The 16,145-nt window shown below is 68.3% G+C and carries 14 protein-coding genes; 6 read left to right on the forward strand and 8 right to left on the reverse strand.

Going from position 1 to position 16,145, the window contains the following annotated elements; all coding sequences use genetic code 11:
• Nucleotides 1-64: 64 nt before the first annotated feature.
• The 5 genes from ACIP5Y_RS37740 (at nt 65) to ACIP5Y_RS37760 (ending at nt 6,194) form a co-directional block, all read left to right on the forward strand.
• On the forward strand, nt 65-901 hold the full coding sequence (locus ACIP5Y_RS37740) for a vWA domain-containing protein (protein ID WP_400357328.1): 837 nt from the start codon (nt 65-67) through the stop codon (nt 899-901).
• A complete protein-coding gene (locus ACIP5Y_RS37745; protein WP_400357330.1) occupies nt 898-1,752 on the forward strand; it encodes a hypothetical protein in 855 nt (284 codons plus the stop codon). The genes ACIP5Y_RS37740 and ACIP5Y_RS37745 overlap by 4 nt, the downstream gene beginning before the upstream one ends.
• Before the next feature lie 5 nt (nt 1,753-1,757).
• Nucleotides 1,758-3,896, forward strand: coding sequence for an AarF/UbiB family protein (locus ACIP5Y_RS37750; protein ID WP_400357332.1), 2,139 nt, complete (start codon nt 1,758-1,760; stop codon nt 3,894-3,896).
• A gap of 195 nt (nt 3,897-4,091) precedes the next feature.
• Nucleotides 4,092-4,325, forward strand: a complete 234-nt coding sequence (locus ACIP5Y_RS37755; RefSeq protein WP_400357334.1) for a hypothetical protein — start codon at nt 4,092-4,094, stop codon at nt 4,323-4,325.
• Between the two features lie 60 nt (nt 4,326-4,385).
• Entirely contained in the window at nt 4,386-6,194 is a 1,809-nt protein-coding gene (locus ACIP5Y_RS37760) for a 1-deoxy-D-xylulose-5-phosphate synthase (RefSeq protein WP_400357336.1), read from the forward strand.
• 5 nt (nt 6,195-6,199) lie between these two features.
• On the opposite strand, the gene ACIP5Y_RS37765 is transcribed toward ACIP5Y_RS37760, so the two are convergent.
• The 8 genes from ACIP5Y_RS37765 to ACIP5Y_RS37800 form a co-directional block, all read right to left on the reverse strand.
• Nucleotides 6,200-7,375, reverse strand: a complete 1,176-nt coding sequence (locus tag ACIP5Y_RS37765; RefSeq protein WP_400357338.1) for a hydroxymethylglutaryl-CoA synthase — start codon at nt 7,373-7,375, stop codon at nt 6,200-6,202.
• Nucleotides 7,372-8,430, reverse strand: coding sequence for a hydroxymethylglutaryl-CoA reductase (locus ACIP5Y_RS37770; RefSeq protein WP_400358054.1), 1,059 nt, complete (start codon nt 8,428-8,430; stop codon nt 7,372-7,374). The genes ACIP5Y_RS37765 and ACIP5Y_RS37770 overlap by 4 nt, the downstream gene beginning before the upstream one ends.
• Complete coding sequence (locus ACIP5Y_RS37775; RefSeq protein ID WP_400357340.1) at nt 8,427-9,524, reverse strand: phosphomevalonate kinase; 1,098 nt, start codon at nt 9,522-9,524, stop codon at nt 8,427-8,429. Before ACIP5Y_RS37775 ends, ACIP5Y_RS37770 begins: the two co-directional genes overlap by 4 nt.
• Nucleotides 9,521-10,594 carry a diphosphomevalonate decarboxylase gene (gene mvaD, locus ACIP5Y_RS37780; protein ID WP_400357343.1) on the reverse strand — a complete coding sequence of 358 codons (1,074 nt, stop codon included), beginning with the start codon at nt 10,592-10,594 and terminating at the stop codon, nt 9,521-9,523. The genes ACIP5Y_RS37775 and mvaD overlap by 4 nt, the downstream gene beginning before the upstream one ends.
• Nucleotides 10,591-11,526 carry a mevalonate kinase gene (gene mvk, locus ACIP5Y_RS37785; protein WP_400357345.1) on the reverse strand — a complete coding sequence of 312 codons (936 nt, stop codon included), beginning with the start codon at nt 11,524-11,526 and terminating at the stop codon, nt 10,591-10,593. Before mvk ends, mvaD begins: the two co-directional genes overlap by 4 nt.
• Before the next feature lie 50 nt (nt 11,527-11,576).
• Nucleotides 11,577-12,614, reverse strand: coding sequence for a polyprenyl synthetase family protein (locus ACIP5Y_RS37790; RefSeq protein WP_400357347.1), 1,038 nt, complete (start codon nt 12,612-12,614; stop codon nt 11,577-11,579).
• A 161-nt stretch (nt 12,615-12,775) separates the two neighbouring features.
• Entirely contained in the window at nt 12,776-13,774 is a 999-nt protein-coding gene (locus tag ACIP5Y_RS37795) for a 3-oxoacyl-ACP synthase III family protein (protein ID WP_400357349.1), read from the reverse strand.
• A 57-nt stretch (nt 13,775-13,831) separates the two neighbouring features.
• Nucleotides 13,832-14,248 (reverse strand): GNAT family N-acetyltransferase, encoded by a 417-nt coding sequence (locus ACIP5Y_RS37800; protein ID WP_400357351.1) that lies wholly within the window; start codon nt 14,246-14,248, stop codon nt 13,832-13,834.
• A gap of 209 nt (nt 14,249-14,457) precedes the next feature.
• Between ACIP5Y_RS37800 and ACIP5Y_RS37805 the strand changes: the two genes are divergently transcribed.
• Entirely contained in the window at nt 14,458-16,014 is a 1,557-nt protein-coding gene (locus tag ACIP5Y_RS37805; RefSeq protein WP_400357353.1) for an amidohydrolase family protein, read from the forward strand.
• Nucleotides 16,015-16,145: the final 131 nt, after the last annotated feature.

Raw genomic sequence — 16,145 nt, forward strand, 5'->3', positions numbered from 1 at the left:
GGCATCATGGGGTGAGTCTCGTGTGTTGCCAAGCACGTGTTTCGCAAAGCATTGGGGAGCGCTCATGCCGTACACGGCAGAGATCAGCCGGACGAATCCGACCTGCTTCATCTTCCTGGTCGACCGATCGACGTCGATGAACGATCAGATCGGCGGCGGCGTACCGCAGCGGAAGGCGGATGTCGTTGCCGATGCGATCAATCGGCTGCTGACCGAACTAGCCGTCAAGTGCGCCAAGGAGGAAGGAGTCCGGGACTACTTCCATGTCGCGGTGATCGGCTACGGCGCGACCGTCGGCTCGGCCTTCTCCGGCGCGCTGGCCGGGCGTGATCTGGTGCCGCTCAGCGAGGTTGCCGACAATCCGGCCCGCGTGGACGAGCGTGCCAAGAAGGTGCCCGACGGCGCGGGCGGGCTCGTCGAGACGACGGTGACCTTCCCGCTGTGGATGGATCCCCACGCCGACGGCGGCACCCCGATGAACCGCGCGCTGCGCTACGCGGAGAACCTCGTGAAGGGCTGGATCGAGCGGTATCCGGCGGGCTTCCCGCCCATCGTCATCAATCTCACCGATGGCGAATCGACCGACGGCATACCCACCGAGGCCGCCACCGAACTGACCTCGCAGGCCACCGCCGACGGCGCGGTACTGCTGTTCAATCTGCACGTCTCGGCCACCGGCGGGTCCCCGGTCACCTTCCCGGCTTCCGATCACGGCCTGCCGGATGCGTACTCCCGCACGCTCTTCGGCATGTCGAGCGTGCTGCCCAGCCATATGCGCGCCTACGCGGCCGCCCAGGGGCAACTGGTCGGCGACACCACACGCGGTTTCGTCTACAACGCGGACATCACATCGGTGGTCCAATTCCTGGACATCGGGACACGTGCGACCGATCTGCGGTGACAACTCCCGGCCTGTACGTAACCCATCTGATCGCGCCCAAGCACGGCTGCACCGCGGCCGAATGCGAGGACGCGGTCTGCGTGCTGCCGGATCTTCCGTTCGATGAGCTGATCGAGGGTCCGCTCGCGGCCAGCGTGTGCGATGGCGCGACCGAGAGTGTGCTGGCGAAGGATTGGGCCCGCCTGCTCGCCGCGGTCTCGGTGGCGAAGGCCCTGCCGGATCCGGGTTTCTTCGCGCCGGGGACCGCGTACGAGGAGTTCGCCGCCGAGGTGGTGGGCCGCTGGGATCCCTGGCTGGCGGAGTACGCCGGCGGTCGCGCCGCGGCGGGCCGCCCCCTGCGATGGTACGAGCAGGCGAAGCTGGCGGGCAGCACCTTCGCCACCATGCTCACCGTGCGTGTCGCACCCGGCGATTCGCCCGGTGGACCCGAAGCCGAGGCGGGGGCAACCCCCGAATGGCATTGGCACGCGGCGGCACTCGGTGATTCGTGCCTGTTCCATATTCGCGACGAGGCGCTGATCCGGTCGTTCCCGATCGAGAGCGCCGAGGATTTCGGAACGACCCCCGACCTTTTCGGCAGTCGCAACCATGACACCGCCTTGTTGACGGCTCGTACCCGATTCGACACGGGTACGTGCCTGCCGGGTGACAGGCTGTTGCTGATGTCGGACGCATTGGCGGCCTGGCTCCTGGCTGCGGGGGACCCGGGTGCGGCGCTGCGCGAACTCCTGGAGTTCGGCGGTCCGCACGATACGCCCGGATTCGCCGAATGGCTGGGCAAACTGCGGGCCCGGCAGGACCTTCGAAACGACGACGTCGCCTTGATCCGCATCGACGTCGAGGGGAGATAGCGGGGATGACGACGGGGATTGCCCGGGCTTTTCCCACCGCGGGCAATTATCAAGAGGCCCTGCAGCATCCGAGCCTGTGCTTCACACACGCCGAGCTCAGGGATTCGGTCCCGGAATTGACCAAACTCCGGCAGCCCCGGGCCATTTCGGGCGCATTCGCGAGCGTGTTCCCGATGACCCACACCCGGACCGGTCACCGCTACGCCGTCAAATGCTTCACCCGCTATGTGCCCGACCAGCAGGCCAGATACCGCGCCATCAGTGAGAAGCTGGCCGCCCTGTCCGCGGCGGAGCTGTCGCAGCCCTGGAAGATCGGATTCGAATATCTGCCGGATGCCGTGCTGGTCGGCGCGAGCCGATATCCGGTGCTGAAAATGGAATGGGCGCAGGGCACCACGCTGGCGGCGTGGCTCGATGTGCACCACCGGGACAGCCGCGCGGTGGACCGGGTGGCCGAACGGTTCGCGGAGCTGATCGCCGATCTCGCGGTGTACGGCATCGCGCACGGCGATCTGCAGCACGGCAATCTGCTCGTCGCGGAGGATGACACGCTGCGGCTGCTGGACTACGACGGCATGTTCGTCCCGGCGCTGGCCGGTCTGGGCGGCACCGAACGGGGGCACCGGAACTATCAGTCCCCGCAGCGCGGTGATTACGATTTCGATGCGACGCTGGACCGATTCTCCGCGTGGGTCATCTATCTCGCGTTGAAGGCCGTCGCCATCGATCCGGAGCTGTGGGAGCGACTGCACGAACCACAAGGGGAGTATCTGCTGCTGCGGGAGGCGGACTTCGAGGATCCGTCGATCTCGCAGCGCTTTCCGGCCCTGCTCGCGCATTCGGACGGGCGGATCCGGCAGTTAGCGGCGCAGGTCCGGCTGTTGGTCGCCCAGCCTCTGATGACCTTGCCCGCCTTGGCCACGACCGCCGCCGAGGCGCCGGCGCCGGACGGGGGAGCGGCCGGCAATGGCCTGCCCCGGTGGATGGCGGGGCATGTGGCCCCGGTCGCGCTGCTGCCGCGCGTCGAGGTCCCGGCCGCACTCGACGGGAAGGCGGGGTTCGCCGGTCGCCGGACCGCCGATGTCCTGGTTCTGCTGCTGTTCCTGCTCACGCTGCTGATCCCGGTGGTGTGCCTGAATTTCGGCGCCCCGGTCGCGATCGCGGCCGGCCCGATCGTCGCGGCGGCCCTGGCGGTGTCGGCCGCCCGGCGCTCGCGGGTCGAGCTCGTCACGCTCCGGCAGTACGTGCGCGATCTGGAAGCGCATCGCCGCGGGATCGTGGACACCGCGGACGCGGCGGGGGCCGTCCAGCGTGATCGCAACCTGCTCGATGCGTCGGAGCAGCAGCAGTTGGCGCACCTGAACGGTCTGCGGGATCAGTTGCGGCGCCAATACGACAAGGAACGGGCCGAGATCGAGCGGCACCGGGTCATGGCCTCCGCCGGTCTGGATCGCCGTATCGATGCGCTGGGACAGGCGCTGCAGGATGGGCTCGCGGCCGCACTCCTCCAGGAGCAGCGTGAATTCGTGCAGCGCGAACTCGCCACATTCAGCCTGTCCGGTGCGGCGATCGCGGGAATAGGGCGGGGAATCGCGGCGGAGCTGGCGGAGCACGGGATCCGAACGGCGGCCGACTTCACTCGAATTCGGCTCCGCCACGGCGTGGGCGGCGACAACTCGGTGACCACGACATTCTTCCTGCCGAACGGGCGCTCGGTGCATATCAGGGGTATCGGGGAGGCCACCGCGAATGCGCTGATGGAGTGGCGGGACCGGCTGGCCGCAATGATGCGGGCGCGGTGCACGATTCACGCACCGGCCCGCGGCCCGGCCATAACCGACCAGTTCGCCGCCGATCGCCGTCAGCTGGAGGAACAGCGCCGGGTGATCGGCTCGGATGCTCGCACGCGCAGCGAAAACGCCAGGCAGCGGCTGGAAATCAGCCAGCGGTCCCTCTCCGAGGAGGCCGCGACGGCCGCCGCGGCGGTGGCGAAGCAACGCGACGAGCTGGCCCGCCGCATGGCGAAGATCCGGAACGCGCCCGCCGAACTCGCGGCCGTCGACGCCACCATGGCCGCGGCGCGCCGCCGGCGGCGGGCGTTGTCGTCACTTCATTACCTTCGCTTCACCGTGATCGGTCACTAGCGAAGTTCCGGCCGTCTCGAATTAACGGTTTCCCTTCGCATTTCGCGCGAGTATTTACGAAATAAGTACGCCGCGAGTCATTTTGGCGAATCAGTCATCCCATCTCATGACGAATCCTTTTACTTCGACCATGGATCGGTATTACTCTTCCATCTGGAACAAATCGCTCGCAGTATCAAGGATGAGGAGAATTCGGTGAACGGGAAGTTGCTCGATTGCGCGGTCGTCGCGGCGGTCGTGGTTGCCTTCTTTGCCTTCGCGATCTTTCACTCGGGGATCGCGAACCTGCTCGTGGCGTGGTTCGGACTGGTCGCGCTCGGCTACTACAACGTCTACGTACGCCACGACCCCGACGCGGTGAACGCGACCAAGACCGGCGGACGCCTGGTGAACCACGACACCACGCTGCGCGCCGCCTGGCGGGCGTGACCAATACGGTTGGCTCCAACGGGAGATGGGTGCGCCGCGGGTCCGCGGAAATATCGTTGGATGGTGGGCAAACCATTGACGGATATCGCCTCCCCGGACGACCTGCGGCGACTACCGCCCGAGCAGCTGCCGCTGCTCGCCGCCCAGATTCGACGGCTACTGCTCGACACGGTGCTGTCGAGCGGCGGCCACCTCGGGTCGAATCTCGGTGTCGTCGAACTGTCCATCGCGCTGCACCGTGTCTTCGACTCGCCCCGGGACACGCTGCTGTTCGATGGCGGTCATCAGGCCTATGTGCACAAGATTCTCACCGGGCGGCGGCTCGCCTTCGCCTACGGGCTGCGCAAGGAGGGCGGGCTGTCGGGCTACCCCGATCGCGGGGAGTCCGAGCACGATGTGATCGAGAACAGCCACGCCTCCACCGCGCTCGGATACGCCGACGGGATCGCGAAAGCCCGTGCGCTGCAGGGCGTCACCGATCGCGCGGTGGTCGCGGTGGTCGGTGACGGCGCGCTGACCGGCGGGATGGCCTACGAGGCACTGAACAATATCGGCGCGGCGCCGCAGCGGCCGGTGATCGTCGTGCTGAACGACAACGGGTTCAGCTGCGCGCCCACGGCGGGAGCGATCGCCCGGCACCTGAGCCGCTTGCGCGCGGGGGCACCGGCAAGTCCCTTGGGGCCCAGCGTGTTCGATCGGACGACCGTGTTCGAACAACTCGGCCTGAGCTATCTGGGGCCGGTGGACGGTCATGACATCCCGGCCCTGGAGGCCGTGCTGCGGCAGGCGCGGGCGCTGCGCCGGCCGGTGGTCGTGCACGTGACCACCGTCAAGGGGCACGGCTATCCACCGGCCGATGCGGACGCCGAGCGGATGCACACCATCGGCTCGGGTACCGGCGGTGCCGTCGACCCCGGAAGTCCGGTGTGGAGTGAGGTATTCGGCGCGGAACTGGTGACGATCGCGCACCGGCGGGCCGACGTCGTCGCCATTACGGCGGGCGCGCCGGGCCCGACCGGGCTGACCGCGTTCGCGGCGCGCTTCCCGCATCGCTGCTACGACGTCGGAGCCGCCGAACAGCATGCCCTGGCCAGTGCGGCGGGCGCGGCCACGGCGGGCCTGCATCCGGTGGTGGCGATCTACTCGACGTTCCTCAATCGTGCCTTCGATCAACTGCTGTTCGATGTCGCCCTGCACCGGCTCCCGGTGACATTGGTGCTGGGCGGCGCGGGCATCACCGGTCCGGATGGGGCCAGCCATCACGGTTTATGGGATCTGACCCTGCTGGCGGCGGTGCCGGGGATCCGGGTCGCCGCTCCGCGCGACGGGACCGCATTACGAGAACTGGTGGGCGAGGCGATCTGCTGTGACACCGGGCCGACGGCGCTGCGATTTCCGCGGGATGCGGTGGGGCCCGATATTCCGGCGGTCGAGCGGTGGGGGTCGCTCGATGTGCTGTATCGGTCGGCGCGGCGGGATGTACTGCTGATGGGTGTGGGTCCGGTGACGGCCGAATGCGTCTCCGCGGCACGGCAATTGGCGGAGGTCGGCGTGTATGTGACGGTCGTCGACCCGCGCTGGGTATTGCCGATCACCGATGTGCTGATCGGGGTGTGCCTGCGTTATCGGCTGGTCGTGGTGGTGGAGGAGAACACCGTCGCGGGCGCCGTCGCCTGTGCGCTGGCGCGGGCGCTGACCGCGGCCGGCGCCCCGATTCCGGTGCGCGGCATGGGACTTCCGCATCGGTTCCTGTCACAGTGCGGCCGGAGCGAGCTGCTGGACGAGGCCGGGTTCACGGCGGAGGGTATTGCGAACGTGGTCGTCACCGCCCGCACCGAACTCGTCGACGGCCGGGCGGTGACGCCGTGACACGACTAGTGCAGGACGACCTCGTAGATGCGCTTGTCGTCCCGGATGGCGGCGATGCGGAAGGCCCCCTCGGATTCCCTGGGGGACACGAGGTTTCCGACGGCGGCGCGCAAGGCATCGGGCAGTTCGCGGTAGCGATCGAAGGTGATCGGTTTGCGGTGGGCGATCATCTCGGCATTGGCGACGGTGCGCAGCTGGTCGCGATAGCCGGAAACGACTCGCCCGCTGAAGAATTCGGCCACATTGCCCGAGCCGTAGCTCAGGAAGGCGATGGGCCGCGCGGTGAGATCGGCGGTGCTGTCGAGCAGGGCCGCGAGCGCGACGTACACCGAGGCGGTATAACTGTTGCCGAGCAGGCGGTTGTAGGTGGTGGTGGCCAGCAGCGCCGCGTCGAGATCGGCGGAACTGGGATTGAAGCCGTTCGCCTGCAACAGATTACGGTGCGCCTTGTAGGCCATCTTGGTGAACGGCTGGTGATAGCAGAACGCGGCGAACTCGGTAAGGGCCAGGCCGCCGCGCCGCCGATAGTCCTCCCAGGCCCCGAGACTTGCCCGCAGGTAGGCCTCGATGGAGAGCTTGCCGTCGACCAGCGCGGTGGTCCGGTGATTGGGGCGCCAGAAGTCCATGATGTCCTCGGAATAGATGCCGGAGACGGCATCCAGCGCCAGGATGGCCGGATCGGCGGTCACCAGCATGGCGACCGCGGCCGCGCCCTGGGTCGGTTCGCCGGGGGAGTCGGGCTGGTATTTCGCGATATCGGAGGCGATGACCAGCACCCGCTGCTGCGGGTCGCGGGCCACCAGGGCCGCCGCGAACTGCAGGGCGGCGGTGCCGCCGTAGCAGGCCTGCTTCAACTCGACGACGCGGCAATCGTGCGGCAGGCCCAGCAACGGATGCAGGAACAAGCCCGCGGCTTTGGATTGGTCCACACCGCTTTCCGTGGCGAACAGCACCGTGCGTAACCCCGCGGTGCCGTGCCGTGCGAGGATCGGCTGGGCCGCGGCCGCGGCCATGGTGACGATGTCCTCGTCCGCGGCGGGCACGCTCATGAGTTCCTGCCCCAGACCTAGGTAGTACTTGTCCACGTCGACGCCGCTGCGTTCGGCGAGGACGGCGAGATCGAGGAAGTAGTGGGTGGCGGCCAGCGAGAGGTCGTGGATTCCGACGGCGATCGGATTCATGGGTTGCTCACCAAATTTCGTGTGTCGGGACGTTCTAGCCTGGTATGGGCGCGCATCAGCTCACCCGGATTGGTCTGGGCTGCCAGCAGGGACAACTCACCGCACAGGACTGTTGCGGCGGCGAGCACGGCCAGCCGGCGGGCATTGTCGCCGGGCGGGCGCGGGGCAAGGCAGCCGAGCCGGCGCAGGGCCGCCTCGACGGCGGGCAGGGCCTTGCCGTTGCCGTGGGTGCCGACAATGAGATTCGGCAGCGTGCAGGAGAAGTAGAGATCCGCGCCGCGCTCCTCGGCATGGGTGATGCCCTGCGAGCCCTCCACGATATTGGCGGCGTCCTGACCGGTGGCCAGATAGAAACCGAGCAGCATATTGGCGTAATGCGCATTGGCGGAACGGATTCCGCCGGCCAGGATGGTGCCGATCAGATTCTTGCGGACATTGAGCTGCGCCACGCGCGCCGGCGTCGTGTGCAGGCGATCCCGCACCAAGGCGCCCGGGATGAGGATCTCGGTGACGACATTCTTTCCGCGGCCGAGGATCCCGTTGACCGCGGCGGCCTTCTTGTCGACGCAATAGTTTCCGGAGATCGATTCGTAGCGCAGCCGGGGGCTGGTGTCCAGGATGTGGGTGATGAGCCGGTCGGCGGCCAAGGTCGCCATATTGTGGCCGGAGGCGTCACCCGTGGTGAATTCGAAGCGCAGGAACAAGAGATTGCCGGTGATCTGATGATGCAGTCCGATCAGCTGTGCGAAGCGACTGGTGCCGGCGACGATCGTCTGCAGTTGCGGCAGTTGACGTTCCAGCTCGCGGGTCGCGGTGAGCGCGGCGGCGGCATCGTCGGCCTCCAGCAGGATGGAGCGGGTCATGCGGTCGTCGATCACGGTGGCGACGATGCCGCGTTCGAGCGCCGTGCTCAGGCGCGCGCCGCGCCGCACCGAGGGCCACAGCGGAGACTCGTAGGTGGCGAGCGGGACTTCGATCTCCTCCTCGATCGCGCCCGTGATACGCAGGGGGCCGACCCATTCGAGTGGGATCGCGGCGTATTCGCCTGTTGTCATTGCCATACCCGTCCTTCCGAATACACGCTCAGCCGCAGGGGTTGTATCCGGGCGACGTCCCAGCGCTTCTCCACCTCCTCGATCTGGTCCTGATCGAGGGCGTCCGCGATCGCGATGCCGCAGTCCCCGCCGCCGGCTCCCGAGGGTTTCGCCGCGGCCCGCGCGGCCTCGGCCGCCCAGCACAGCGCATGCAGCCGGGGCGTCATGATGCCGATCCCCATGGCATCGTCGAAGGTGATGAGTCCGGTTCGGGCCCAGCGGATATCGCGTTTGATGAGGAACGGATTGTCGGCGATGAGATCCTCGATGAGCAGCCGGACGGTGGTCGCGGTGCTGGCGAGGAAACGCTCGTAGGGTTCTCCGCCGCTCTCCTGATCCAGCCGGGCGGCCAGGCGATGGGTGACGGCGGGCCGTCCGGTCCAGCCGACCAGCAATCGCACGGTGACCGGTTCGGGCAGATGCCGGATGGCCAGGCCCGGCCATGGCGCATGGAGTGCGGAGAGCATGCCGTAGGCGGCGCGCTGCGAGTTGATCAGCCAGCGGTCCGGTGAGCTGTAGGCCAGCCAGCCGGTCCAGGTGGCGGCGGCCACGTCGGCGCCCGAGGCCTCGGGATGCACGGCCAGCGTGGCCAGCAGGGCCACCCGGTAGCGATCTTCGCGGGTCAGGTTGAGGCGGTAGAACCGGTCGAGCGCCGCGACGGTCGCGACGGTGACCGCGGCGCTCGAGCCGAGCCCGTACTTGCGGCCGTCCGGCTCGGCCAGTTCGCTGTGCACGGTGAGGCGGAAAGACCTGGGGGACAGTTCCCGTTCGCCGAGCAACTCCTCGATGGCGTCGATGGCCGCGAGCACGAAGGCGAAGGCGGTGATCGGGGCCCGCGCCCCGAGCGGTATGAGCGACTGCCCGGATCGCCTGCACGCCAGCTCGACTCCGCCGTCCAGATCGGATTCGAGCAGCACCGTATCGAATTCGCCGTGCTCGGACAATGTGACCGTGACGAAGCGGTCGACGGCCACCAGCACCGCGCAGTGCCCGGGCTCCAGCACGGCGTATTCCCCGGCGATGAACAGTTTCCCGGGCGCGCGGCAGACGATCATGCGCCACCGCCCGAGACCAGCGCGGCCCCCGGGCCGGGACGCGCGATGAAGGTACGAATGTGCTCACCCGCCGCACCCAGCTCGGCGGCCACGGCCACCGCGTCGGATTCATGGCACAGCGCCACCACATTCGGGCCGGCGTCGACGGTCGCGTAGACGCACAGGCCCTGCTCACGCAGGTGCAGAATGCGGTCGAGCACGGCGACGGACTTGGGCGAGAGGTACCGGATCGGCGGGCGCGCGGCCAGCATGGTGGCATGCATGCCCAGCGCATTGTGCTCGGCGATCCGGCCGATCGCATCGAGATCCCCGCAGCCCAGCGCGGCCCGGATGCCGGCGATATCGGCGGCGCAGGTATTGGCCCACGCCAGATACAGGGGTGAGGTGCTCAGCGTGCGGTGCATGGCATCGCGGCTGGAGATCCGCTTGGCCCGGTCATCGACGACCGTGATCACCATGGCCGGATCGAATTCCGAGGTGTACAGCTGTTCGGCGTAGGAGGAATGGTCACCGTCCGCGCCCCAACCGGCCCCGGCATGCCACAGCGCGAACCCGCCGTGCACGGATCGGCACGCCGAGCCCGAACCGCGCCGCGCCAGCCGCGACAGGGTCGCGCGATCCGGCCGCAGCCCGTAGACCGTCGCCGCGGCCAGCGCCAGGGCGGCGAAACCGCTTGCGGAGGAGGCCAATCCGGCTCCGGTCGGCACGGAGTTACGGGTGTGCACCACGGCATGACCGGAAGCGCCGGCGAATTCGCGGATCAGGTCGAGGAAGCGCGTGATCCTGGCCCGAATGTGTTCGGGGGCAGGCTCTTCGCCGAAGACGACGGTATCGGCGCGCACCTGCGGGTCGATCGACACGGTGGTGACGGTGGGGAAGATGTCCACCGTCATCGAAAGGCTGTCCGTCACCGGCAGGATGAGGGAATCGTCGCGCTTGCCCCAGTACTTGACCAGCGCGATATTGGGATGCGCGATGGCGGTGGCGTGGTCGGGAGTCGATTCCACGGCAGCGGTTCGTGATTCGTGACCGGCGCCGGATTCACGGCCGGTGGTGTAGAGGATGCTCATGACGCACCGCCGAGCGTCGTGACCCAGGTGCGGATTGCGCCCGCCTCGGTCAGGGCGGTACGAATTCGCTGCTGGCTCTCGGTATCCGGGTCGGCCAGCGCGATCACACAGCCGCCCAGTCCGCCACCGGTGAGCTTGGCGCCGTAGGCGCCCGCCCGCAGCGCGGCCTCGGCCAGGTGATCCAGCCGGGGCAGGCTCACTCCCAGCCCGCCGAGCACGCGGTGGAATTCGCTGAGGGCGCGACCGAGCTCGGCGATCCGGCCCGCGCTCAGGAACTCGGCCGATTCCTCGACCAATTCCCTTGCGTGCGTCAATATCTCGCTGCCCCGCCGGGGATCGTCGCCGAGCCGGGCCGCGACGGCGGCCACCGCCGGTCGCGTCTCGCCCCGGATCCCGGAGTCGGCGATGATCAGTCCGGCGCGCACCCCGCAGGCGGCCGGACGGCTCTCGCCCCGCTCGAACCGGATGGGGTCCGAGGCGAGGACCGCGGCGGTATCGATCCCGCTGGCGCGCCCGTGCGCTATCCGCTCCCCGAACTGCACCGATTCGTACAGCTGCGCCGCATCGAGTTCCCGGCCGCAGAGCTGCGCGACGGCCCGGACGGCCGCGGCCGTGCAGGCGGCGCTGCCGCCCAGGCCACGCGCGGGCGGAATGCCGATGTGCAGCCGGAGATCCACGGTGGCGTCCGTGATTCCCCACTGGCGCAACAGTTCCTGGACGGCCTGGTCGGTGCCGGAGCGCGCCGTGTCCGGTGCGATCGGGCCGGTGGTCGTGTTCGTGCCGCCGAGATAGGCGATCGCATCGATCTGCAAGCGGCGCACCGGAACGGCGATGGCGGGGGTGCCGTGCACGACGGTGTGTTCGCCGATCAGTATCACCTTCGCATGCGCGTGACCGGTGCCGCGCAGGCGCATTCCCCGGGAGTCGTCCATTGCGGTAATCCGTTGCGCCGCGGGAATTTCGGAGTTCGCTGTCGTCATGGCTACCGGTCCCGGTGTGCGACGCGGTGTGCCAGCGCCTGCAGTTCGGCGGATCCGGAGTACGCCGGCAGCGATTCGAAGGCGGCGGCCACGCGTTGCGCGGCATAGTGCAGCGTGGGCTCGGCGCCGCCGGCCGCGTCGAGTAGCCGGGTGGCCGTCGCCACATCGGCCGGGGACATCGGTTCCCGCGCCCGGTACAGCCGGGCCAGGTGCCCGGCCTCCACGGAACCCGAATTCAGCACGCGCACCACCGGAAAGGTCCACTTCCGGCGCGCCAGATCGCTGCCCGCCGGCTTACCGGTCAGTTCCGGATCGCCCCAGATGCCGATGACATCGTCCACCAACTGGAATCCGATCCCCACGGCCCGCCCGAAGGCGTCCATGGCCTGCACGGTCGCCGCATCCGCGCCCGCGGTGCGGGCGCCGAGGGCACACGCGCAGCCCATCAGCGCGCCCGTCTTGCCCATCGACATCGAGAGATACTCGCCCACCGTCACTTCGCCGCGGGTCTCGAAGGCGCAGTCCAGCTGCTGGCCCCGGCACAATTCGATGGTGGCATCGGCCAATCGGAGCGCGCACTCGGTGATCGCGCCCGCCGCGGCCCCGGCGACCAGTACCTTGGCGGCCAGCGCATGCAGGGTGTCGCCGACCAGAATCGCATTGGGCGCACCCCAGACCGTCCACACCGTGGGCCGGCCGTGCCGGATCGGATCGGCGTCGACGATATCGTCGTGCACCAGCGAGAAGTTGTGCAGCAGTTCGACCGCCGCGGCGGCATGCGCGACATCGGCGGGTGCGCCGCCGCAAGCCTGTGCGGCGGCCACCGTCAAGGCCGGGCGCAGGGCTTTGCCGGGCGGGTTCGATGCGACGCTGCCCTGGGAGTCGAACCAGCCGAAGTGATAGCCGGTCATGACGTCGAGCGGCGGCGGCAGCGTCGCCACCGCGTTCCTGAGGATCGGGTCGATGAGGGCGCGGGCCTGCGCCAGTTGCCTCGAGGCCGAAGACCGTTGCACAGCCGATCCGGTAGCCAATGCGGGCATGCGGAGTCACCTCCAGAAGATCGGATTCACAGATGGGCGAATGTTCACCGTGCGGCCGAATGCCGTCCGTTCACGGTAGGAGAGCGGATTGCGCGGCGTGCCAAAGTGTTCGATCACCAACGCGGCGTGGAAGCGGCCACCCAACTTCTGTTGGTCTCCGATCACAACTCCCGGCGCTGCGCCCAACGCAACAGACACGCCCCGGCCGCCATACCGCCGCCGAATCCGATCAGCAGAATCAGATCGCCGTCGGTGAACTCGGCGCACGCCCGGTCGAGGGTGACCGCGATCGAGGCGCTGCCCATGTTTCCGAGGGTGTCGATGGTGCGGTGGATGCGGGTGTGGTCCAGCCCCGCCTTGTGCGCGAGATCGTCGATCAGCCGCCCGTTGGGCTGGTGGGGCACAACGTGTTCGATATCGTCGAGTTCGAAGCCCGCCGCGTGTACCACCTCGGTGATCAGCGGCGGCAGGATGTCGAGCAGGAAGTCCGCGGTGGCGTGCCCGTCCATCTTGAAGTAGTGCGCACCGCCGTCGACGGTGGCATGGGAGGCCGGTGATCGGCTGCCCCCGGCCGGCACCCCGAGCAGGTGGTGCATATTGCCGAAGCTGCGGAGCAGCACGCGCTCGATCCCGTATGGTCCGGGGACCGGGCCCACCACGGCCGCACCGGCGCCGTCGGCGAACAGCACCGCCGTGCGCGGATCGCTGAAATCGAGTATGCGCGAATACACATCGGCGGCGATGACCAGTGCCCGGCCGCCCGGATGCAGGGTGAGCAGGGCGTGCGCGAGTTCGAGCGCGTAGACGAATCCACTGCAGACCACATTGATATCGAGGCAGGCCGCGCGGTGCGCCTGCAGCGCGTGCTGGACCAGCGCCGCGGTCGGTGGCTGCGGTGAATCACCGGTGGAGGTGGAGACGATCAGGTAATCGATATCGTTCGCGGACAACCGTGCCGCGGTGAGCGCGCGCCGCCCGGCGAGGACGGCGAGATCCGAGGCCGCCTGATCGGGGGCGGCGTAGCGCCGGCTTCTGATCTGTGTCTTGAGTTCTATCCATTCTGGCGAAGTGCCTGTCCGCGCGGCCAATTCGGCATTGGAGATCGTGCGGTCCGGAACATAGGAACCGGTCGATATGATCCCGATCGATTGCTGAATCATGCCTTCCGACGCTAAGGGTCCGGGACCCGGATCATCCAACGCTGGTTGTGGCCATGTTCAGCAGGTCGATGCACCGCGCGGGGCATGGAGAATGGTTGGTCCGGCGTAATCGGTCAGGTCCCATTCGGCGATGACCCGGTCGGTCGGGGCGTCCGCCGCCGCGCCGTACATGTCCGGCACGAACTGCTGCGCGGAGGCTCCGATGACATCGAGGTAGAAGTGGGCATTGCGGGTATCGACCGGGTCGAAGGCCCAGCGGACGGTCAGCAATCCGCGGGCCAGTGCGAAATCGGCCAAGGCCACCATCATGGTTCGCCCGATGCCGGCGCCTTGATGTTCGGGATGCACGACTATCAATTGCAGATAAAGATATGGCGGGGTCCAGGAGTCGGGGATGCAGGGAAATCCGTAGGCGAAACCGACCAGTTCGGAACCGATCCGGGCGCCGAATACGAAGCCATGATTGTTCGCCAATCCGGTGAGCAAGCGCGGGCCGAGCGTACAGTCCGCCGGCGGAACTCGAAATACATTCCGATACAGCGCGATCCCCTCGGATATTTCCGCCGGATCGCGGAATTGATATATCCGGGGCTCGGTCGTCGGCAAAAACCGTGGCGGACAATCCATGCGGCGATCATAGCGGCGGTCTTTCGGCATCCGGAGCGCACCATCGAGAGGGAGCAATGATGTTCGACATCGTGATTCGCGCCGGCAGTGTGCTCGATGGCTCCGGGCGCACGGCATATGCGGCCGATATCGGCATCACCGGCGGGAAGGTCGCTGCCGTAGGCGGTTTGGCGGCGGCCCGCGCGCGGCGCGAGATCGATGCGACGGGCCGCCTGGTCGCGCCCGGATTCGTCGACGCCCACGTGCACGCGGACGCCCGCATCCTCGATGCGGACGTGCAGCTCGCGGCCCTGCGACAGGGGATCACCACCATGATTCTCGGCCAGGACGGGCTGTCCTTCGCACCCGCCGATGCCGCGACCCTGGACTGGGTGGGCGGCTACTTCGCCGGCGTCAACGGCCGCCATCCGACCCTCACGGTGCCCGCGAGCGGCTGGGTGGACGTCGCGCGCCTGCTGGCGACCTATCGCGGCTCCACCGCGCTGAACACGGCATATCTGGCCCCGCACGGCACTATTCGGCGGGTGGTCATGGGTGGGCGGGACTACCGCCCCTCCGGCGCGGAGACGGCTCGCATGCGCGCCATGGTCGACCGGGCGCTGGCCGACGGCGCCATCGGCCTGTCGAGCGGATTGGGTTATCTGCCGGGCCGCTACGCCGACGCCGCCGAACTCACCGAACTCTGCCGGCCGCTGGCCGCCCGGGGCCTGCCGTATGTCACCCATATGCGCGGCTACGAGGAGCGGGCCGCCATCGGGATGGCGGAGGCGGCCGCGATCGGCTGCGGCGCAGGGATTCCCGTGCATATCTCGCACTATCATGGCCCGGCGCGCTCGCTCACGGCCCTGCTGGAGCAGGCCCGGAGCAGCGGTGCGGACGTCTCGTTCGACAGTTACCCGTACCTGAAGGGCGCCAGCGTCCTGACCGCCGTACTGCCCGAATGGCTGCCCAGCGGCGATCCCGAGCGGCTGTGTGATGTGCTGTCGGACAGGCGCATACGGCACCGTCTGACGGTCGAGATGGGGCCGGACCGATCGGCCCGGGTGACCTTGGCGCACATCCCGGAAGCCCGCTTCGCCTGGGCCGAGGGCCTGACCCTGCCCTGCGCCGCCGAGCGCGCCGGCCTGACCGTCGGCGAACTCTGCGCCGAACTGCTCATCGCCACGCGCGCCGAGACCGCCATGGTCTTCGACTATCCCGCGACCACCACGATCGACGATATGCGCACGCTCGCAAGAGATTCCGCGCATGTCGGCGGCTCTGACGGCATCTATATCGGCGGGCATCCGCATCCGCGCGGGTACGGGGCCTTCGCGCGATTTCTGCGCGGACAGGTCCGGGAGTGGGGGGATTGGTCCTGGGCGGACGCGATCGAGCATCTCTCGACCCGCCCCGCCGAACGGTTCCGATTGCCGCACCGGGGGCGGCTCGCGCCCGGATATGCCGCCGATGTCATTGTCATCGATCCGAATACCGTGGCCGATCGCGCCGATTACCACAATCCGAGGGAGTTGGCCGGGGGTATCGATGATGTTCTGGTAGCGGGGATTCCGGTCCTGCGCGGCGGCGCGCTCACCGGCGTCACACCCGGATCACCCCTTTGCTCGAACTGACGAGGCGTCCCGAACCGGCGAAGAGTCCGAACCGGCGACGCGCCCGAATGGAGACTGTGCCCAAACCGATACTTCCATGTCGCCGCGCGTGCCCGAATGGTGATGTCACCATTGGCTTTCGTGACGCCGAA

Source organism: Nocardia sp. NPDC088792 (assembly GCF_044750615.1).
GTDB lineage: Bacteria > Actinomycetota > Actinomycetes > Mycobacteriales > Mycobacteriaceae > Nocardia.